Origin of the sequence: Candidatus Nitrosopumilus sp. (assembly GCF_028278985.1) — an archaeon.
Taxonomy (GTDB): Archaea; Thermoproteota; Nitrososphaeria; order Nitrososphaerales; family Nitrosopumilaceae; genus Nitrosopumilus.
Map to the genome: position 1 here is coordinate 1 of NZ_JANQTA010000002.1, position 21,946 is coordinate 21,946.

Annotated in this window: 21 protein-coding genes; 12 read left to right on the forward strand and 9 right to left on the reverse strand. The window is 32.7% G+C overall.

Features of this window, described 5'->3' with window-relative positions:
- From Q0941_RS00735 to Q0941_RS00775, 9 genes are all read left to right on the forward strand, one after another.
- Positions 1–595 (forward strand): hypothetical protein (locus Q0941_RS00735; protein ID WP_299290370.1); only part of this gene is annotated, 595 nt, incomplete at its 5' end.
- A 120-nt stretch (positions 596–715) separates the two neighbouring features.
- Positions 716–2,251: a type II/IV secretion system ATPase subunit gene (locus Q0941_RS00740; protein WP_299290371.1), complete on the forward strand. Its 1,536-nt coding sequence runs from the start codon at positions 716–718 to the stop codon at positions 2,249–2,251.
- A gap of 2 nt (positions 2,252–2,253) precedes the next feature.
- Positions 2,254–3,702, forward strand: a complete 1,449-nt coding sequence (locus Q0941_RS00745) for a type II secretion system F family protein (RefSeq protein WP_299290372.1) — start codon at positions 2,254–2,256, stop codon at positions 3,700–3,702.
- A gap of 59 nt (positions 3,703–3,761) precedes the next feature.
- Positions 3,762–6,362 carry a hypothetical protein gene (locus Q0941_RS00750; RefSeq protein WP_299290373.1) on the forward strand — a complete coding sequence of 867 codons (2,601 nt, stop codon included), beginning with the start codon at positions 3,762–3,764 and terminating at the stop codon, positions 6,360–6,362.
- A 67-nt stretch (positions 6,363–6,429) separates the two neighbouring features.
- Positions 6,430–7,119: an A24 family peptidase C-terminal domain-containing protein gene (locus Q0941_RS00755; protein ID WP_299290374.1), complete on the forward strand. Its 690-nt coding sequence runs from the start codon at positions 6,430–6,432 to the stop codon at positions 7,117–7,119.
- A 61-nt stretch (positions 7,120–7,180) separates the two neighbouring features.
- Positions 7,181–8,143, forward strand: coding sequence for a TrmB family transcriptional regulator (locus tag Q0941_RS00760; RefSeq protein WP_299290375.1), 963 nt, complete (start codon positions 7,181–7,183; stop codon positions 8,141–8,143).
- Positions 8,140–8,541 carry a response regulator gene (locus tag Q0941_RS00765; RefSeq protein ID WP_299290377.1) on the forward strand — a complete coding sequence of 134 codons (402 nt, stop codon included), beginning with the start codon at positions 8,140–8,142 and terminating at the stop codon, positions 8,539–8,541. Before Q0941_RS00760 ends, Q0941_RS00765 begins: the two co-directional genes overlap by 4 nt.
- A gap of 17 nt (positions 8,542–8,558) precedes the next feature.
- On the forward strand, positions 8,559–9,653 hold the full coding sequence (locus Q0941_RS00770) for a cell wall metabolism sensor histidine kinase WalK (RefSeq protein ID WP_299290379.1): 1,095 nt from the start codon (positions 8,559–8,561) through the stop codon (positions 9,651–9,653).
- 91 nt (positions 9,654–9,744) lie between these two features.
- Complete coding sequence (locus Q0941_RS00775; RefSeq protein WP_299290381.1) at positions 9,745–10,662, forward strand: SHOCT domain-containing protein; 918 nt, start codon at positions 9,745–9,747, stop codon at positions 10,660–10,662.
- Here the strand turns inward: Q0941_RS00775 and Q0941_RS00780 are convergent.
- From Q0941_RS00780 to aspS, 7 genes are all read right to left on the reverse strand, one after another.
- Positions 10,654–12,018 (reverse strand): aminotransferase class I/II-fold pyridoxal phosphate-dependent enzyme, encoded by a 1,365-nt coding sequence (locus Q0941_RS00780; RefSeq protein ID WP_299290382.1) that lies wholly within the window; start codon positions 12,016–12,018, stop codon positions 10,654–10,656. The two genes, Q0941_RS00775 and Q0941_RS00780, sit on opposite strands and share 9 nt — an antisense overlap.
- Positions 12,019–12,087: 69 nt before the next feature.
- Positions 12,088–14,013 (reverse strand): AMP-binding protein, encoded by a 1,926-nt coding sequence (locus tag Q0941_RS00785; protein ID WP_299290383.1) that lies wholly within the window; start codon positions 14,011–14,013, stop codon positions 12,088–12,090.
- A gap of 39 nt (positions 14,014–14,052) precedes the next feature.
- Positions 14,053–14,316 (reverse strand): hypothetical protein, encoded by a 264-nt coding sequence (locus Q0941_RS00790; RefSeq protein ID WP_299290384.1) that lies wholly within the window; start codon positions 14,314–14,316, stop codon positions 14,053–14,055.
- Positions 14,316–15,722 (reverse strand): Asp-tRNA(Asn)/Glu-tRNA(Gln) amidotransferase subunit GatB, encoded by a 1,407-nt coding sequence (gene gatB / locus Q0941_RS00795; protein WP_299290386.1) that lies wholly within the window; start codon positions 15,720–15,722, stop codon positions 14,316–14,318. The genes Q0941_RS00790 and gatB overlap by 1 nt, the downstream gene beginning before the upstream one ends.
- Positions 15,719–17,164, reverse strand: coding sequence for an Asp-tRNA(Asn)/Glu-tRNA(Gln) amidotransferase subunit GatA (gene gatA, locus Q0941_RS00800; RefSeq protein WP_299290388.1), 1,446 nt, complete (start codon positions 17,162–17,164; stop codon positions 15,719–15,721). Before gatA ends, gatB begins: the two co-directional genes overlap by 4 nt.
- Positions 17,164–17,430 (reverse strand): hypothetical protein, encoded by a 267-nt coding sequence (locus tag Q0941_RS00805; protein WP_299290390.1) that lies wholly within the window; start codon positions 17,428–17,430, stop codon positions 17,164–17,166. The genes gatA and Q0941_RS00805 overlap by 1 nt, the downstream gene beginning before the upstream one ends.
- Before the next feature lie 9 nt (positions 17,431–17,439).
- Positions 17,440–18,750: an aspartate--tRNA(Asn) ligase gene (gene aspS, locus Q0941_RS00810; protein WP_299290392.1), complete on the reverse strand. Its 1,311-nt coding sequence runs from the start codon at positions 18,748–18,750 to the stop codon at positions 17,440–17,442.
- 110 nt (positions 18,751–18,860) lie between these two features.
- Between aspS and Q0941_RS00815 the strand changes: the two genes are divergently transcribed.
- The 3 genes from Q0941_RS00815 to Q0941_RS00825 are packed head-to-tail and all read left to right on the forward strand — an operon-like array spanning position 18,861 to position 20,347.
- Positions 18,861–19,046 (forward strand): hypothetical protein, encoded by a 186-nt coding sequence (locus tag Q0941_RS00815; protein WP_299290394.1) that lies wholly within the window; start codon positions 18,861–18,863, stop codon positions 19,044–19,046.
- Positions 19,047–19,084: 38 nt separating this feature from the next.
- Positions 19,085–19,294 (forward strand): hypothetical protein, encoded by a 210-nt coding sequence (locus Q0941_RS00820; protein WP_299290396.1) that lies wholly within the window; start codon positions 19,085–19,087, stop codon positions 19,292–19,294.
- 27 nt (positions 19,295–19,321) lie between these two features.
- Positions 19,322–20,347, forward strand: coding sequence for a formate--phosphoribosylaminoimidazolecarboxamide ligase (locus Q0941_RS00825; RefSeq protein WP_299290398.1), 1,026 nt, complete (start codon positions 19,322–19,324; stop codon positions 20,345–20,347).
- Here Q0941_RS00825 and phnE read toward each other — a convergent pair.
- The gene (gene phnE, locus Q0941_RS00830; RefSeq protein ID WP_299290400.1) at positions 20,340–21,131 is read right to left on the reverse strand and encodes a phosphonate ABC transporter, permease protein PhnE; all 792 of its coding nucleotides are present in this window, start codon (positions 21,129–21,131) and stop codon (positions 20,340–20,342) included. The two genes, Q0941_RS00825 and phnE, sit on opposite strands and share 8 nt — an antisense overlap.
- Positions 21,115–21,945: a phosphonate ABC transporter ATP-binding protein gene (locus tag Q0941_RS00835; protein ID WP_299290402.1), complete on the reverse strand. Its 831-nt coding sequence runs from the start codon at positions 21,943–21,945 to the stop codon at positions 21,115–21,117. The genes phnE and Q0941_RS00835 overlap by 17 nt, the downstream gene beginning before the upstream one ends.
- Between the last annotated feature and the right edge of the window lies 1 nt (position 21,946).

Below are 21,946 nucleotides of genomic sequence, written 5' to 3' on the forward strand. Positions count from 1 at the left end.
AGTACTTACAACTGTCATCATCTTGGTGTCTTCAGTTGTACTCGGTTCTGGTGTTGTACTTTACGGAACATCATTGTTCCAAGGGGGTACACAAACAGAAAACATTACTGTTTCAGGAACCAAAGTATGGGTACACTCAACTGATTCAACAGGTTTAGCTTGGGGTGCCGCAGGTATCAGAAATACAGGAGACAAAGTTGTCGCTATTGATACAATCACAGTTAGAGGAGCAAATATTCCATTTTCACAATGGTATCCTGATACAGATGTATCTACAACAGTCTTCCAAACTGCATTGAATCATACAGGTTGGGCTGCTGCTCCTAGTCCAGCAATGTCAAAAATAGGTTCTTGTGCAAGTAATACCAACTACCTATGTATCGATGTTGATTCATGGGGTGGTAATTCTGACATAATTGAGGCAACAGCAGCATCAGGACCAGTTTCACTTGATCCTGGACAATCTGCTATTGTATACTTCAAGATGAATAATGGAACCATTACTTCACTTGACTCAGGTATCTCTACTACTGTCAGTGTCTTCGCAGGTACAGCAGGCGGTCCACAAAGCGTAACCGTAATTGGAAAATCCTAGGCAAGAGGATTTTTTTTAAAACTTGCCCAAAAATCTTTTTCAAATTTTCTAAAAATCAACATTGTATGTACTAGAATGTTTCATACTGTTCAATATATCACAAAAATTTAATTTTTTTTTATGGGTAAAAAGAAAGAGGAACAGGGATTAGAGACTTTTCTAAAAAGTGAATTTCTAGATGAAATGCAACATACTGTCACTAAAGGTTCAAAAATTATTGAAAAATATGCTCTAAAAGCTCCATTTAGTTATGCAAATATTGTTCAAGATCAAGAGACTGGAAGTATCTCATACCAAGTTGATGAATCAAAACTAAACCAATCAGAGCAGATAATTTATAATCAATTATATCGATTAATTGAAGAAAATCTAGATTCGCCAGAAAATATTGAAAAAGATTTTGGTTTTTTATCTTTTGTAAATAAAATCTTAAAAGAAAATGAAAAATTGTTTGCTGATCATCCACTTGCAAGTCTTGAAAAAGTAAAATATTATTTGGAACGTAATGTTGACGGCTTTGGAAATATTGATCCAATCATGCAAGATCCAAACATAGAAGATGTAAGTTGTAGCGGAATTAACACACCAATTTACGTTTGGCACAGAAAGTATGATAGCATCGGATGTAACGTTTCATTTGAAGATGAAGATCTAAATGCCTTTGTATCTAGAGTTGTTTTTAGAGCAGGAAAACACATCAGTTCCGCATATCCCATTACTGATTTAGCTTTGCAAGGAAACCATAGAATTTCTGTATTATATCAAAAAGAAGTCACTCCAAAAGGAACTAGTTTTACAATAAGAAAGTTCAAACAAGATCCTTATTCAATTATAGATTTGATTTCATTTGGAACAATCGATGTAGATGTTGCAGCATATTTGTGGATGATGATGGAATCTAAAATGTCAATCATGGTAATTGGTTCTACAGGTAGTGGAAAAACTACCATTCTAAATGCAATTACAGGATTAGTAAATCCAGATTTCAAGATATTTTCAGTTGAAGATGTAGCTGAAATTAACATCAAGCATGAAAATTGGTTCAGTCTTGTTTCAAGAGTAGGATTTGGAAATAGCGGTGAAGGTGAAATTGGATTATATGATTTAATCAAATCAGGTGTTAGACATAGACCAGACTATATCATAGTTGGGGAAATCAGAGGTTCAGAGGCATATGTAATGTTTCAGGCAATGGCTACAGGTCACGGTGGATTATGTACAATGCATGCAGATAGTCTTGCATCGGCAAGCAAAAGATTACAACAAAAACCAATGGACATTCCACCATCATATATGGCATTGATGAATTGTGCAATTGTAATTCGTAGAGTGACAGGCCAAGATGGAAAAAGTACAAGAAGAGCAATTTCAGTTGAAGAAATTCAAACAGCAACTACATCTCACAATGTTTTCAAATGGGATCCGAAATCAGATTATTTTGCACCTCAATTAGAAAGTAGTGAAGGGTTGAAAAATATTAGTGAACAAACAGGCAAATCATTAGATGAAATTTTTGAAGAATATGAAAATCGTAAAGTTGTTTTGAAATGGTTAGTACAACGAGGAATTAGACGATATGATCAAGTTGCAGAAACAATTGGAAAATATTATCGAGATCCAAATTCTCTTTTGAATAAAATTAGATACGGAGATTAACCATGTCTTTTTTAAAAAAATTTGAAGCTGAAGATAAGAAGAAGAAAACTAATAAAAAAATTGAGGCAGAGTTACCTTTTTTCATGACAATTGTAACATTACTTGCCACCAGTGGATTTGGGCCATATACTATTTTTATAAAAATTAAGGATTTAGAACTATTACCAAATACTAGACTAGAATCTTTGAAAATTTTAAAAAAAATTGACATTTTAGGAAAAGATCCTTTGATGGTTATGGCTGAAACTAAAGAAAAAGGAGTTTCTAGTTTTGGAGAATTTCTCAACGGATGGGTTTCTGCAATTCAAAGCGGAGGAGATGTAGTAAATTATCTAACAACTAAAATGAATAATGGATTTGAAATTTATGAATCACAACAAAAAGAAATTGCAGAGCGAGTTAAGACATTAGTTGAAACTTACATGACCATGCAAATTGTAGTTTTAGCAGTATACATCATTATTACTGCTACTTCTTCAGGGGGAGTAGCAGGGGCTACTACTAGTTCTGATTCTGATCCTTTGATTATAGTAATTGTTTTGCCTCCCGTGGTTTCATCATTGTTTTTGTTTATTGCTCACAAACTTAATCGTCCAAAAGTTGAAGAATTACCATGGCAAAAAATTTTAATTTTTGGAATCCCAGGTGTGATGGCGGCAGTAGCTATCATGATCTTAGATATAATACCAGATTATGCACTATACATACTAGGGATTACTTTAGTTGCATCAACAATTTGGCCTGCAATGCAGTTTAAGAGTAAATACAAATTTGCAATTGATGCAGAAAATGCGACATCTCAAATTATGAGAGACGTAGCTGAAGCTAGAAAAGCAGGATTGGGGCCAGAGAAATGTGTAGTTAAAGCAACTAGCAGAAATGATTTTTCATCATTTAATCCAGTGGCAAATGGCATATCTAACAAATTACAATGGGGAATGTCTTTAGATGATATATTTCAATTTCTTAAAAATGAGACTAAAGACTTTCAAATTTTAATTAATTTCAAAGTCTTGTTTGAAGTTATTTCTGCAGGAGGGGGAAATGTTAACACGCTAAACACTCTTGCAAAGGTTTCTGAAAAAATGAGAAACATTGAGCATACAAAAAGAGAGATGTTAAAACCATATGTGATGGTAGGGTTCATGCTAATTGCAATTACAGGATTTACAACATTATTAGTAATAGAATCACTTACTAGTTTAGAAGCTCAATTAGAAACAAATGAAGAAAAAAGAGTACTTATGGAGGCCGATGCTAAAGATAGATTCCAATTATTAGGAATTGCAATACTGATTCAATCTTGGATTGCAGGATTATTCTTAGGTAAAATCACAACTGGTTCGTATTCTGGAGGTTTTCTTTACTCCGCATTACTCTTAGTAATTACAATAGGTGCAATTCTGGTTATTGAGCTAAAAATATTTAGTGTGTCTGCTATTTTCGGATAATTGTATGTACTAGAATGTTTCATACTGTTCAATATATCACAAAAAAAGAGATTTTCAGTGTGTATTTAAAAATAATTACGGTGATGCTATTATTTGTAGGATTTACCATGCCAGCATTTGCACAATCCACTAATGAATTTGATTATAAGATTCATCCTGAAAAAATATTGGAAAATACTGTTGGTACAATACAGGTCTTTGTTAGTTCAAATCAAATAATGATTCCCCAACAAATTTCTGAATTGAAGGCAGTTAGTTCAGATACAGATGTAATTAAAATTTTAGAAATTAAAGAAAATAACAGTAAATTCTCAAATGAAATAATGATAAAAGCAGAGAAATCTGGAATTGCCACAATAGCTCTTGCGGCTCCCGGAATCCCTTCTAAGGAAATTGCCATAGAAGTTTTCAACAATAATAATCTTCCAACACAATTAATGATCAAAGCTACTCCAGAAGAATTTCCAATAGATGGACCTAAAACAGGATACATAGCAGTTCAATTTGCAACAACAGGAGGCCTTCCAACTGCTGTTCAGGAAGATAAAGTAATAAAAATTGAAACCCCAAATACAGATGTTATCAAAATTTTAAATCCAGAAATAACTGTTGAGAATGGAAATTACTATGGTTATACTAAATTTGAAATTATTGGGTATGGAGATGCAATAATTTTTGCTGAATCAGATAATATGAGAAAAGTTAGTCAAATTGTTAAAGTGTTAGAACCTGAAGAAACATTAGAAGTTAAGTTAACAATAATTCCGGACAAATTCAATAGTTACACTGGAACCAAAGGATTTGCAATTGTTCAATTAGTTGATTCAGGTGGAATTCCAGTTCAAGCAGAAGAAGATATTGTTTTAAAATTAGAAGTTGATAATCCTGATGTTGGAGTGAATACCAGTAGTGACTTGGAAGAGGTAACCTTTGCATCAGATAGGGTAACAATCAAAAAAGGAGAATATTCAGCATATACTACATTTACCCCTAGACCAAATCTAGCAGATGTTTCTAATTTATCAGAACAAACTTTTCAAATGTTTGTATCAGTTGAAAATTACCTGGCTAGTGGTACTTCATTTACAGTTGCACATGATGAAATCGCAGCTTTAGAAGGTGCTGGTCCAGCAATCACTCAAACACTGCCCTTTCTAACTACAGGTAAAAATGAGATTATTGGTGTTACTTATTTTGAAACAGAGATTGAGGTTTCAAGAAAAATTGAAAATACCGATGAGAGACAAACTATGTTAGTTACGGTTCCAGTAACTGCCAAAGACAATTATGAACTAGGAATTTCATCATCGGACACTAATGTGCTTAATCCAGACAATGTAGTGATGGAGAAAGGAAACAATGCAGTACTACTAACTGGAAAAACAGGCACTATAACAACTTCCTCTGATTTAGAAATTTACATTACAGATAATGATGGTGTAAAAACTGTATCTCCTCAACCAAACGGACCTTCAGAAGATTCTATCGATCTAAAAATCGAACCCTTGTTGCCAATGATAATGGTTGATAGTGAATTCCCCTTACTTAGTTATTTAGAAGAATCATCTTCAGATGAAAATGAAGAAGTAGTTACTACCGAAAGTGAAGAGGATGAAGGGGTAAACTTTAGACAAGGACCCACATTATTTGTTGAAGATGGAATATTGACTTTTTCTGCAAATGACATTATCGATATTGAACCAATCAATGTAAAGAAAAATCAAGAATACTCATTGACCTTTGAAACAATTGAAGAAATTGGAAGTACCACTATTGAAGCTCAGCTTGGAAAAATAACCGGAAATGCAGAATTAACAAGCCACACAACTGATCCCACAACAATCTACTTAGGATTTGTAGATAATATGGTGACTAATGACAAACATTTGGCTACAATTCAATTACTTGATTCAGTTGGAAATCCAGTTTATACTAATAAGGATGTAATAATTAATTTGGTTTCAAATAATGAAAATGTTTTAGATTTACCTGAAATAATTACAATTAAAGAAGGAGAATATTTTAAAACAGTTGAAATCGAAACTTTTTCAGAAGGGAAAGCTGAAATTGCAATTTTATCACAGGATTTGCCCTTATCTAAATATGAAATTAATACTGTAGAAATCAATCCCACAGTAAATTTTGATTTTCTTGGAAACGTAAATTGGAATGAAAGAGTTGAAGGAAAATTAACTATGACAATTCCGGAAATCGATACAACGTTAAATGGATTTGATGTAAGTTGGGAAGTCTCTGGAGGAGAAATTTTATCTGAAGATAAAGTGACAAATGAATTAGGTATAGCTACAATCAACATAGTGCCAAATCAAGGAGAAACTTTGTCTGTTACTGGAAAGATTTCAACAGGACCATTTGGAGATGCATTAGCATCAAAGCAAGTAGCTATTCAAAATATTCCGGTAGTAGAAACATCGGAATCAGAAGCAACACCTTTGGAGACAAATTCACAAAATACTCTGAATTTAGGATTTGAGCTTGATACATTCACGTTATTACTAATTATAATTCCAGTAGTAATTGGTGGATCATTATTCTTCTTAAAGAAAACAGATAGAATGGAATTGATTACTGAAAGATTACCTATTGGTGAAAAAATCGAAGAGATTAAAGAAAGAATATCAGATATTAGAGACAGATAGAATTCTATGTATTTAGTCAATCATTTTTTTGAATGAAAGAAATAATCAAGAGGTTTGTTGTGAAGGTATGATTGATTTTCCATATGAAACAAGCGGAATATTTTTAGCTCTTACGATGTTAGTTGTAGGCTCAATAATTGATGTATGGAAAAGAGAAATTCATGATTATTTTTGGATGGGTTTTGGCGGAGTAGGATTTTCACTAGTTTTTCTTAGCTCAGATATAGTAGGAAATTTGGTAATAATGGGGTTTTCATTAATTGTTGCACCATTTGTGATTTTAATGTGGAGAATGGGTTTGTTTGGAGGTGCTGATGCATTTGCATTAATTGCATTAGCGGTGATTGCACCTTTGGCAACTTTTGGGGAAAATATAGTAACTCCATTTACAACATTATCAAATGCGGCAATTCTGTTTGTCATTCCATTTATTGTGAATTTTATTAGAAATATTATCTCCCAAGCCAAAGGAAAAGATATCTTTGAAGGGTTCGAAGAGACAACATCTAAGAAAGTTCTTGCAATGTTGATGGGATATAAAGCAAAAAACCCAAAGTTTGCTTTTTCGATTGAAAAAACAGTTAAAGGAAAAAAGAAGTTAGATTTGAAGATTCATCATGCAGAAAACCAAGAATTTTGCACTACACCTGATACTTGGATTACCCCGGGAATCCCATATTTGCTACTTATTACAGCTGGATTCATTATTCAATTAGTATATGGAGACATTATAGTTTCAAGATTTCTTGGAATGTAATTGATCTGTAATATCCAATAACACACACCCCCTTATGTTATCATTTAATGTGACAGTATCAATGACAATTACAGAAACAGTCGAAGAAGGGATGTTTCAGACAGAAAATCCAATTAATGAGCTAAATAGAATGCTTGTAAGATACGATTTAACACCAAATCAGGCTAAAGTATACTTGTTTTTAAGTAAAATTGGCATCAAGACTGCCTCTGAAATTGCCAAAGCACTCAAACTACCTAGAACCGAAACATATCATCTACTATCAACTCTACAGCAAAAAGGAATAATCTTTTCAGTATTTGGGAAACCTACTAAATTTAATGCAGTAGGAATTGAAGAATCCTTAGAGATTTTAATCAATAATGAAAAAAATAGAATTAGTGAATTAGAATCTGGAAAAGAAGCAATAACAAGACTATGGAATGTCATCCCAAAATATAGTGAGTCAAACAGTGATGATCAAGAAAACAAATTCCAATCATTACAAGGAAGAAATTCAATTCTGGTAAAATTAGAACAAATGGTCAAAGAATCTAAAGAAAACATTTTGGTGTTGGGAACCGAATTAGACTTTAAGCGATTTTATTATACAGAATTTACTGATTTGCTCAACAAGACAAAATCAGATTTAAAAATTCTTACTGATTTATCTCCAGAAGAATCACATGTATTTGAAGACATTCCAGTAAAGAAAATAAAGAAAATTGAAGATAAAAACAGAGAAGACTTTTGTTTTATTATTAAAGATAATTCTGAAGTGATTTTCTTTATTTCAAATAAAGAAGTAAAAGATATGTTGGCAGTCTGGACTGATTCTAAAGCATTTGTTACCACTCTAAGATCACTATTTAGTCTAATGTGGAAAAAATCTCACCATATTGATGAAACTGATGCTGAATCAATTTTAGGTTCTGAAATCACATATGAACATAGATTAAGAGAAATTGAACAAGAAAAAATGATTCTAAACTATTTACAAGAAAACTTTCAATTGTTAGAAAATAACGGAGGAATTAGAAAATGAGTAAATCAAAACAAAAAGAAGAAGTAAAAAGTTACAATGTTCTAATCGTTGATGATAATGAACAAATCACAAAAATGTTAACTACATTTTTAGAATTAAAAGAACACAAATGCACAGTAGCAAATGATGGAAGAGAGGGACTTGCAGCTATTAAAGAAAACAAGTACGATGTAGTTCTTTTAGACCTTGCTATGCCGGAGTTTGACGGCTATGCAGTAATAAAAGATCTTGAGGATAATGACTTGTTAAAAGAACACAAAATCATAGTCTTTACTGCATCAACTATCACTCAAGAAGAATTAGATGAATTAGTAAACAGAGGAGTTACATCCTATGTCCTCAAACCAATTGACATTGATCAATTATTGGCAAAAATTATTGAAACTGCTGATTCATAAGGACGGAGAAATCTAAATTGCTTCCAATAAAGCATACGTTGTTTTTAGTATCAGGAGTATCAAGTTTCATCATTTTCTATATGGGTATTGTCAATTACCTAACATCTGTTGAAGGAGTTACTGGAGTAATTTTGCTTATCTTTTCGGTATTTGTTGCAACAGGTACTTTACTAGGAACAGTCTATATTTCCAGAAGTATTACAAAACCAATTGAGAAATTAGCTCAAAACATGACCGAATTTTCAAAACATAACAAAATGACAGGAAAGAATCAAATCAAAACTAATGTCAAAGAAATTTTTGAATTAAATGAGAATTTTGAAAGTATGGGAGAAAAAGTAGAGACAACAATAGAAGTTCAAAATGAATATGTACAAAAGTTGAAAGATATGGATAGGAAAAAATTAGAATTTTCATCCATGGTATCTCATGAACTAAAAACACCTCTAGTCCCAATACTTGGGTATGTTCAAATGTTGCAAAAAAAAGAATTGTTGGGAGATTTGAATGAAAAACAAACTGAAGCAGTAAATGAAATTTATTCATCAACTGTAAAATTACAAAGACTAGTTGGAGATATCCTCACTACACAAAAATTAGATTTAGGAAAACTTGATTTTAATCAAGAAGAGATCAAAGTATCAGAATTATTAGAAAGTATCATCAAAGAATTTACTCCAATAACAGAAGAAAAGAAAATTTTGCTCAACTTGGAAATGTTTGAGGATGTAAAGATATTCAGTGATAGAGATAGAATTAATCAGGTATTTTCCAATTTAATCAAAAATGCAATTGATTTTGTCACTTCAGGCTCAGGAGTAGTTACAATCGGTTGTAGAGAAGACAAGGAATTTGTTAAATTCTTTGTTCAAGACAATGGTGTCGGAATTTCAGATGAAAATCAGAAAGAGATTTTCAAGAAATTCTATCAAATTGACACCTCAACTAGTAGAAAAAGAAGCGGTAGTGGTCTAGGATTAGCTATCTGTAAGGGAATTATTGAAGGATTAGGAGGTCAAATATGGGTTAAAAGTGAAGAAAAAGTTCAAACAACATTTTTCTTTAAAATCCCAAAAAAACCTTTAACGATCACTGCAAAGGCTACAGAATAAAACAAACAAATTTTTCTTTTAACCTTTACGCACAATAAAACCGGATAATTTCTTCGCGGATTTTAAATGAAAAAATATCAAAAATATCTTAATGAGAAAGAATAGGTATGGGCTTTACTCATTTGCAATATTTGCATTACTAGTAAGTTCAATCTCTACTCCTGTGTTTGCCGAAGTAACTACACTAACAACAAACCAAAATTCATTTTTGAAAGGAGATAGGATCACTTTTTCAGGAAATGTTGAGATGGGTGATACAGGATTAATCACTATTGTAATTAGAGACAATAATGAAAAATTTGTAATGCTATCTCAAGCAATTATCAATTCAGATAATACTTTTGAAAAGATTGTTGATATTGATAACAAATTCTCAAATCATGGTTTCCATAATGCAACAGGATTTATCCTAAACATGTCAAAAGGAGTCACATCTAGTTTTGGTGTTTCACAAACTGGCGTACATCTAATATCTCAAGAAGTAATTGAGGAAGAACCAATTCCAGAGCCAGTTGTAGAGAAGGGGTTAGCTGATTTTGTTGATTTGAATAAAGAACCTGTGTATTATGTGGAAAGATACTATACAGAACCAGCATACAAGAGTTGGTTTGATAGAAACTACCCTGGAATGACTATAGAAGAAGCAGTAGGATATGAGGGAGAGATTGTACAGTTTACATCCAAAGTTAAAGATATCATAGATACTGAAATTATTCCTGAAGCTGAGGCAATTTCAGTATCAACAACTGAAGAAGAAAATGATAATCCTGAAATTGCACAAATAGTATTAGCCATTGCAGGATTGGGAATATTATTTGGAGCAGTATATGGAATCAAACAAAAAGTAGATGATAACTCAAAACAAATTTCCATTAATAGAGATACCATTAGAAAAAAAATAATTCATCCAATCATTGGAGATTCTCCAAAAGATATTCTTCAAACAAGATTAGCTAAAGGTGAGATTTCAGTTGAAGAATTTGAAAGGTTATCTGAAAAATTAAGGTAGTTTTGTAGTGATTATTTCAGTAGAACGAGTTTGTAATGTTGGAAGAGTTTGTTGTTTTAGATCATTAAAGAATTTCTCAATCATTTGAATTCCTGAAACTATCTTTGGAGCATTGTTTTTTACAAATTCTATTCTATCTGATGCATTCTTTGGTTTATTTTCAATATATTCATCAAAAACTTGAGCGCCATCATAATCTACAAATGCTATTCTTGCACTAAAGTCATTTCTCTCTAAAACTAGACTGTCTCCACCTACAATTGCTGTGTGATATGGATGAACGATTAGTGCTTCAGATAATTTCTGAGACGTGTTAATTTTTGCCTCATGTAATACTGAAGAAAATCCATTAAAATCAGCTAGAAGATAAAATGTAGATTCTGGTTTTGTTGCTTTAACACCATCAATTGATGATAATGCATGATAAGTATAATCACCCATAATATGATGAATGTTTCTTGTAACTTCAAAATATTCATCCATTTCTCTACTAATTTCAAATCCTGCAACTGCAGCATGTTGAATTGGTGTCGTTACTGATGTGTATTCAGTTGCAAGGATTTTCTTAAACTGTGCTTTCAAATCCATAGCATGTTGTGGCATAATCACATATCCTAACCTATAGCCACCAGCAGCATGGGATTTTGATAATCCATTTGTAACAAATGTTCCTTCAGGGTAAATCTTTCCCATACTAACAAATTTAGAAAACTCATATGTTGTTTGAGCATAAATTTCATCAGAGATTACTGCAATGTTTAACTCTCTACAAACATCAGCAATTGCTTCGAGTTCAGATTTATCATAAAGCATCCCAGTTGGGTTGTGAGGATTATTTAAGATGAGAATTTTTTGTCTGTCTTGCAATCGTAATGCTAATTTTCTCAGGTCTTGTGGCGCAATTTTCTTATTTGCTCTTGTTGGTAACATGTGATAATTTTTCTTCAAAAATCTGATTTGAGGAAGATATCCTAACCATGCAGGGGTTGGGAGAATTACAGTACCGTGTAAAATTTCTAATAAATTAAAAATCAATTCTTTGGTTCCAGGGCCTACAAAAATTCTATCTGGAGATACATCTATTCCAAAATAATGTTTATTGTATTTTGAAATTGCATTTCTCAATTCAGGAATTCCAGATACTGCTGCATATTCTCCCTTGTGGGCATTTTTGATCAATGCACCTTGAACTAATCTAGGTACAGGAAATGGTGATTGACCGAATGCAAAGCCGTAGAATCCAAATCCACATTCAGGATGAGTACAATTTGAGTGAAATTCTTGCAAAAATGTGTTCAATTTTAGGTTCTCAGGCATCTCTATGTCTTCTACCTGCTGGTCTACTACGAATCTCAACGGCTAGTATTTTCCATTTTGATTATTACATTAAACGTGAATTAGATGGCATTAACAAGTTAGCATTTGTTAACCTAGTCTAGGAATTTCTTCTAATATTTGAGGATTTTCTAAAGAAGACAAATCACCCAATTCTTTTCCTAGTAATTTTGATTTTAGTAATCGTCTTAGGATTTTTCCAGTTCTTGTTTTTGGCAAATCAGATATTTGGTAGATGTGCTTTGGTCTAGCTAATTTTCCAATTTTTTCAGATACAAAATTTGAAATTTCATCAGTTAGATTTTCGTTTGTTTTTTCATCTGGAACAAAAAATAATACAATTGCTTCTCCAGTAATTTCGTCAGGGATTGCAATTGAAGCGGCATCAGATATTTTTGTATGGGAAATAACCGTATGTTCAATTTCAGCAGTACTCAAACGATGTCCTGAAACATTAATGACATCATCAGTTCGTCCACGCATATACCATAGATTGTCTTTATCTACGAAAACGTAATCTCCATGAAACCAAATATTTTCAAATCGTGACCAATATGTTTCAATGAATCTTTCATTGTCATTTAGTAATCCTCTAGTCATTCCAGGCCATGGTGATTTTATTACAAGATATCCATTTTCATTTCTTACAGGATTTTGATCATCATCAACTACATCTAAGTGCATTCCAGGAACAGGAATTCCAACAGTTGATGGTTTTAGTTTCATTCCAGGAAATACAGATAACATAGCACCACCAATTTCAGTTCCTCCAGATAAATTCATAATAGGAATTTTCTTGTTTCCAATTTTTTCAAATAACCACCACCAAGAATCCTCATCCAGTGGTTCACCAGTAGTAGGAATATTTCTGATTTTATCTAATGAATATGTTTCAAGTGGCTCTTCATTATTTTTCTTAAACAATCTTGTCGCAGTAGGAGAAATTCCAAATATTGTTGCATGATAATCAGATAGCATTTTCCAAATACGTTCAGAATTTGGAAAATCTAATGCACCATCATAAATTACTGAACTTGCTCCCATTATCAACAAACCATAAACATTCCATACCAATCCTGTAATCCATCCAATATCAGCAGGCCAAAATAACACATCATTTGAGCGTAAATCTATCAAATATGCAGCCTGATGACCAGCAAATACGGAAAAACCACCATGTGTATGGACTACTCCTTTTGGTTTTCCAGTGGTGCCTGAAGTATACAAAATAAACAATGGCTCTTCAGAATCCATAATTTCTGTAGGGCAATTATCAGATTGAGATGAAATTAAATCAGAATAAAAAATTAGTTTATTGGATTTTTCATAAGAATCAATATTCTTGTAATTTACAACAATAGTTTTTTCAACTGATGTATCTTCCAAAGCTTTGTTTACAGAATTTTTTTGAGAGATAGGTTTCCCTTTTCTGTGAAAACCATCAGAAACAAATAAAATTTTAGCATTACAGTCTTTTAGTCTAACATGCAATGATTCAGTGCTGTATCCTGAAAAAATCACAGTTTGAATGGCACCAATTTTTGCTGAAGCCAAAATAGCTACAATTGCTTCTTCAATCATAGGAAGATAAATTGCAACAACATCGCCTCGTTTTACACCAAGGGATTTTAGACCATTTGCTAATTTTGATACTTGTTGATCAAGTTCAAAATATGTTAGAGTTTTTACGGTATTATCTTCTGAAACAAAATGATATGCAATTTTATCTGATGTTTCTTTGACAAATTTTTCAACAGAAGAAGAATAGATGTTTGTTTTTCCATCAATAAACCATTTTGACCACATTATCCCTTTTGAAGAATCTAAAATTTTTGAATAAGGAGAATTCCAGACTATTCCAACATCTTTTGAAACTGCTTCCCAATACCATTCTAGATCATTTTTTGATTTTTCAGATAATTCATCTAAAGATGAAATTCCATATTGTTTCATGAATTTGTGTATGTTTGATTCTTTGATTTGTTGCTCTGTTGGAATAAATTCAAACTTTGACAATTACCAACTGTCTCTCAAAGCAAGTAAAAAAAGTTCAGATTAAGAAATATCAATACCAAGACGTCTAGCGCATGCTATTGCTGATTTTCCATCATCTTCAGAAATTCCAGCCCTTTCAAATTGCTTAGTTCTGTCATTTCCTGTAAATCTGGTATTTTCATGATAATACTCTCGTAAAATGGGGCCAATTTGCTCATCTAATTGAGTTTTTGTAGCCTCATTCATGCCTGCCTGTAAAATAGTCGCATCAGATGTAGCTAAAATTTTGATAAATTCAATGTTTTCTAGTGATAATTCAGACATCAGACTCCAATCTCTTTTTTGAGCAAATCAAGTGTTAATTTAGGATCTGCTTTTCCTTTGGTCTTTTGCATTACTTTTCCTACCAAGAAATTAACGGTTTGAGGGTTTGATTTTGCTTGCTCTACTGCTTGAAATTCTTCAGAAATTACTTCTCGAATAATTTTTATTAATTCAGATTCATCAGATACATTTCCTAAATCTAATTCAGATATAATATGAGACAAATCCTTTCCTGTTTTTACAATCTCATATAATGCATTTTTTGCAGAGTTTCTTGAAATTTTATTTGATTGAATGGTTTCTGCTAAATCTTTAAGATGTTTTGGCGTAATTTTTGATGCCTCTCGTTTTTCTCTTGTATCAACTAGGCCCATCAAGTCAGTTGTGATAATATTTGCAATTTCTTTTGCAGTAGACTCTGAATGTGATTCTTCAAATAAATCAGAATAAAATTTGTCTGAAGATAAAACATCAGCAACTTGTGAAGGAATGTTGTACTTTGATACATATCGTTCTTTTTTAGAACTAATGCTTTCGGGCATTTCAGATTTTAACTTGTCATGAATTTCAGATTCAATTGTGACCCAAGGGATATCTCCTTCTAAAAAGTATCTGTAATCTAATGCTTCTTCTTTTGAACGAGATGAGATTGTAATTTTTCTTTTATCATCCCAATGTCGCGTCTCTTGTGCAATTTCAATTTCTCTTGAATGAAGGCTTTCTTGTCTAGTAATTTCAAAATGAACTGCTTTTTCTAAATCATGAAATGAACCAATGTTTTTAATTTCAACTTTTTTGCCACCTTCAATTGAAACATTTGCGTCAGCTCTCATTGCGCCTTCCAAGCTAGGATCAGATACACCAAGATTTTCTAGTAAATCAGATAGTATGTTCAAAAATTCTCTAACTTGTTTTGGACCATCAAAATCTGGCTCTGTTACAATTTCTACTAATGGGGTTCCTGCACGGTTATAATCAACTAATGTAATCTGATTTTTTGATGAACTTCCTTCGTAAATCAGGCGTCCTGGGTCTTCTTCAAGTTGAATTCTAGTGATTCTAATCTCCTTATCGCCAACCATTACAGAACCAGTGCCACCAATACTGGTATCTCCATAGATATTCAATTGAGTAATTTGGAAGTTTTTTGGCAAATCAGGATAGAAGTAATTTTTTCTAAAAAAAGCAATTTTTTTAGGAGTACTGCAATTTAGAGCCATTGCAATCATTGTTGCCTTCTTTACTGCTTCTTGATTTAATCTAGGCAAACTTCCAGGCAGTCCCATGCATACAGGACAGATATTTTCATTTATTTCAAATTCTCGATAGTTTGCCTTACATGGACAAAATAATTTGCTTTGAAGATTTGTTAATTGGCAGTGAATTTCCAAACCAATTTTTGTCATAATGGTACCTCCGGAAGTTTTACTGTCTGTTCAAGTGCATAAGCTGCTTGCAATAGCATCTTATCATTCATGGAATTTGCCAATAATTGAATTCCAATTGGTAATCCATTTGAAACCGCATATGGCACTGATATTGCAGGTTTTCCAGTAAGATTTGCAGTTACAGTGTTAATGTCTACTAGAAATAGGGAAACAGGATCATCAATCTTCTCACCAATCTTAAATGGTAAAATTGGAACAGTTGGAGCAATTAACAAATCAAATTTTTTGAATGCCTCATCAATTTCTTTGGTTAATTTACTTTTGACTTTTAGTGCTTTAAGAAAATATTTCCCTGCTTGTCCTGCAGATGGAACAAATCCTCCTAAAATCATTCTTCTTGTAACTTCAGGTCCAAACTTTTTCCTAGCTTTTTCAATGTAAGAGTTAAACTCGTAACCTTCAACTGGGAAATCATAACCATATCTCAAGTTATCATATCTTGCAAGATTACTTCCTGCTTCAGTTGCTGTAATTGTATAATATGCAGCAACTGAATATTTTACCATATCAAGTGATACTTCTTCGCATGTTGCACCAAGACTTTCAAGTTTTGAGATAGCATCTTTTGTTGCAGACATTACTGCAGGATCAGTACCTTCAGCAATCATTTCTTTGATGATGCCTATCTTTTTACCCTCAATTCCAGCCTCAATTTCTCCTAGATAGTCTTCATTGTGATTATCAACAGTAGTGTTATCATTAGGATCAAGACCAGTAATCAGATTTAGTAGAAATGCAGTATCCTTTACTGTTCTAGTCAAGGGTCCAATCTGTTCAATACTGTTTGCATATGAAATTAACCCAAATCTGCTAATCAATCCATAAGTTGGCTTGTAACCCACATTACCACAAAAGCTTGCAGGGTTTCTAACAGAGCCACCCGTATCAGAACCTAATGATGCAATGCATTCAAAAGCACTTACAGAAACTGCACTTCCGCCTGAAGACCCTCCTGGAATATATTCTGTGTTCCAGGGATTTTTGCTAGGACCATATGCACTAAACTCAGTAGTTAACCCCATTGCAAATTCATCCATGTTTGCTTTTCCAATGAAAATTGCATCTTGTTGTTTTAATTTTGAAATTACAGTTGCATCGTATGGTGCGACAAAATTCTCCAACATTTTTGATGCACAAGTAGTAGTGCTATTTTTGATACACATGTTATCTTTAATGGATATAGGCATTCCAAAACATGCGCCTACTTTATCTCCAGATTTTATTTTCTTATCAATCTCTTTTGCTTGATTTACAGCATCATCATTTACTGAAAGAAATGCATGTAGTTTGTCATCAACAGATTTTATTCTATCAAGTGTTGTAGATACAAAATCTTCAGCAGAGATAGTTCCATTTTGTACTTGTTGTACATATTCTAAAGCAGAAATTTTAAGATTCATCAGGACATCTTTGGTGCTCTTACATAGGTGCCTTTGTAGTGGTTTAATTTTTCAATTAGTTTTTCATCAAATGGAATGTATTCATCATTTCTTAAATTTGAAATTGAAATTTCTTGTGTAGCAATCTCTTCATCTTCAACACCAGCAGAATCTAAAATATCAAAATAATCAATCATGGCATGAACTTTATCCACATATTCTTTATGATCAGTTACTTCAATTTTCATTAATTTAGCAACTTTTTGAATTTCTTCTTCAGTAACCATTCACAACACCTAAGGTGTTAATCTGTCAACATCTCTTGGATAAAATGTTACATCTCGGATGTTTTCTGTGCCTGTAAGAGCCATAATTAGTCTCTCAAGACCAATTCCACACCCAGCATGTGGGGGAACACCATAATCAAATGCTCCAAGATGATACTCAAATGCATCAGTGTTCATTCCTTTATTCTTCATTCTTTCAGCTAGCTCTCCTCTTTTTTCAATTCTTGTACTGCCAGAAGATAATTCAAGATCACCAAACATCAAGTCAAAGGATTCAGAAATCTTTGGATTAGACTTGCTGTCTTTAACATAGAATGGTTTTGGTGCTAAGGGCCAATCTTTGATAAAATAAAATCCTTCAAGACCAATTTTTTTGAGGTTTGATGGGTAAAGATCATCTCCCCATTCTGTTTTTGCACCAGCTTTTTGCATTTTATCAACTAAATCATCATAGGAATATTGTGGAATTGATTCAGGAATTTCAGGTACTGTAAATTCGGTATCAGAGTTTTCTTTTACATAATCCTGTACAGTTTTAATAGAAATTTTGATTATATCTTCAATTCTTTGCATTACATCGTTGTAATCAACAAATGCTTCTTCCAAATCAATTGAAATTGCTTCAGCTAAATGTCGATTAGTTCTTGATGGTTCTGCTCTAAAGATAGGTGCAATTTCAAAAACTTTTTCAAAACTCATTGTTAATTGTTCTTTGTACAATTGTGGGCTTTGAGCTAAAAATGCCTCTTTGTTGTAATAAAAGATTGGGAACAATGCAGCTCCACCTTCAGTAGCAGTTGCAATCATTTTAGGGGTATTGATTTCAGTGAATTGTTGTTCATTAAAGTAATCTCTTACTGATTTTAAGACAAGACTTCGCGTATTGAAAATATGTTGTAATACTTTACGTCGTAAATCAATGGGTCTTACTTCTAATCTAGTATCAATATTTTTGACAGTCTTTGCCACAGACTCAAATGGAGGAATTTTTTCAACTTCTGAAAATACACGTAATTCTGAGGGTACAATTTCATATCCTACAGGAGATTTTTCAGAGACTTTTACCTTACCAACAATAGCAATTGAAGAGTGAGATTTTAGAGAAGAGATTTTTTCACGAACGTCATCAGGACAATCTCCTTTCTTTGCAACAATTGGCAAATCGCCATACTTGTCTCTAATTGTTGCAAAACTGATGTTTCCATGTCCACGAATAGTAACAACCCAGCCCATAATGGTAACATCTTGCCCATCTGTAGAAGAAGATAGATCTTTAGAATAATGAGATCTTCTTAAATTTCCTAATTCAGTTTCGATCATAATTTACATACTCCATATTTCATGGTGTAATTAATTTTTATACAAAATAGTGCACTAAAACCGTAATTTTCATAATGCTTATAGCCAGTAGTAAATTGAGGCAAATTAAGATGGACATACTAATCGGTTTAGTTATTGCAATGTTCATAATCACAGCAGGTTATGTTGGATATCATGCATCTCAAGCTCCTGTAGAAGCAGGAGGTCACAGCATTACAATTGAACCTGAGACGCTTGAAGAGAATTTCTCAATTTTAGAATTAGAGAAGGTAATTGTTTCAAAAGTAATTCATTAAGACACATTACATAAATTGCCTGGGAATATACCATTTTCATGACACTATCTGATAAGGAAAAACTAGTTGCAGTGATTTCTAATGGGGTTTCAGTTTTCTCACTATTGCAAGAAAGAGGGGAATTACCTCAAAATGCAACCATGTATGATTTTGTTCTCAAAGTTATTCCCGAAGATCTCAAAGAAGGATTATCAGTTGAATTAATTGATGAAGTTTTCCAATATGTCACATCCGCACATAGTTCATAAAGTACAAAAATCTAGGTTAAACATACAATGAACTCTATTGCAACTCTTGGTTCTCACTGTTCATTACAAGTCCTAAAAGGGGCAAAAGATGAAGGTCTTAAAACACTGCTAGTTTGTGAGAAAAGACGTGAAAAATTATACAAGAGATTTCCATTTATTGATGAATTAATCATAGTAGATTCTTTTAAAGAAGTTCTTGATCAAAAATGCCAATCAATTTTAGAACAAAACAACGCCGTATTGATTCCTCACGGAACTCTAATTGCTCAAATGAGTTCAGACGAGATTGAATCAATCAAGACTCCAGTTTTTGGAAATAAATGGATTCTCAGATGGGAATCAGACAGAGAGATGAAAGAGAAACTCATGAGAGAAGCAAATCTTCCAATGCCAAAACCTGTAACTAATCCAAGTGAAATTGAAAAACTATCCATTGTAAAAAGACAAGGCGCAGCTGGTGGAAAAGGCTACTTTATGGCAGCAAATGAAGAGGATTACAATACTAAAAGAAACCAGTTGATTGCTGAAGGAGTAATTTCCAAAGATGAAACATTATACATTCAAGAATATGCTGCAGGTGTTTTGGCTTATTTGACATTTTTCTATTCTCCACTAAAAGAAGAATTGGAATTTTACGGAGTTGATCAAAGACATGAATCAGATATTGAAGGTCTAGGAAGAATTCCTGCTGAACAACAACTAAAATCAGACAAGGTACCATCATTCAATGTTATTGGAAATAGTCCACTTGTGTTGCGTGAATCATTACTAGATGAAGTATATACAATGGGAGAAAATTTTGTTGAAGCTGCAAAAAGAGTTGTGGCACCTGGCATGAATGGCCCATTTTGTATAGAGGGAGTGTATGATGAAAATGCAAAATTCACATCATTTGAATTTTCAGCTAGAATTGTAGCAGGTTCAAACATCTACATGGATGGCTCACCATATTACTCTCTATTATTCAATGAAACAATGAGTATGGGAAAAAGAATTGCAAGAGAAGTAAAACTTGCATCAGAATCAAATCAAGTAGATAAAATTACTACTTAGACTCAGTAGTTACTTCCATACCATGTTGAGATTTTACAATATACTTATCTCTAATCTTAACACTAACCCAATCAATTGCTAGCACAGTGATCAATACAACAATCATGAATATTGCAGCTTTGCCATATTCAAAGAATTTAATGTAATTGATAATATAGAATCCAATACCACCTGCACCAACTAATCCTAGTATGCTGGTTTGTCTTACATTATAGTCAAACATGTAGAGAACTTGACTTAACAAGTGAGAAGCAGATTCAGGAATTACAACATATCGAATTAGTTGCCATTTTGAAACACCAATAGAACTTACTGCATCCATAGGATCTGCATCAATTGTTTCAATTGCTTCATACTGTAATTTTGCAACAAAACCTAGAGTATACATGATAATGGCTAATACTCCTGCAAAAGGACCAAGACCCACCATAATTACAAATAAAATTGCCCATAAAATGGAAGGAAAAGTACGAATTGCTGCTAATAATGCTCTGATTGGTGCATAAACATACTTGCTGTTCAAATTTCTTGCAGCAAGTAAACTAAGTGGTAATGCTAATGCTACACCAACAACAGTTCCAATAAATGCCATCTGAATAGTTTCAACCATTGCCCATAGTGCAGTAGGAATATGTTTTGGTTCAACAAGCAACATTTCCTCTAAAACAATCCCAAGATTTGGCAATCCTTCAACAAATTCAATTGGATTTGCTTCTACGTTGTAAGATGCTACTACTAAAAGTGCAATTATTACACCAATAATGATATTATTTTTTGGTGTCATCGGAATACATCTCCATGATTTCTTCTGTAGTCATATTACCTGTTTGAAAATCAACAATTTTGTCACCTTCAACACCAATTTCAAGAACTTTGTTACCTTCTTTGATTACCGCAACACGATTAGCATATTCTAGTGCAAGTTGCATATCGTGATGAACCATAATGGCAGTAAGATTGATTCGTTTCTGAGCATCTGCAATCAAATCCATTATTTCTCTTGCAGTCACATGATCAAGTTCTGAAACAATTTCATCTGCTAGTAGAATTTTGGGCTTTTGCATTAATGCACGGGCAATAGCCACCCTTCGTTTTTCACCACCACTTAACATGTAGGCTTTTCTATCTTCTTTTCCAGATAATCCAACCTGTTTAATGATTTTTTTAGCTTCAGAGACTTCGTTTTCTGGAAATTTTTTAAACATTGATTGAATTTTACTTAATCTTGGCAAACATCCAATTATGACATTCTCTAGTACTGTGAGATTTTTTACAAGACCAAGATTCTGAGGAATGTAACCAATAGTATGCATCATTTTTTTGAATTTTTTTTCATTCATGTTTGGAGTCATATAATCAATTTTGATTGTACCATTACTTGGAATCATCATTCCATTCATTAATTTCAATAAAGTAGATTTTCCAGAACCTGATTGACCCACTATTGCATAGTTTGTCCCTCTATCGATTGAGAGATTGATATGATCTAATGCAAAATTCTTTGAATCATATGATGTAGAGACATCATTCATCTGAATAATTTTCTTTGTAGAAATTAATGAAAAAGAAGGAGTATTGGTCATCTGAATTTGTTTCATG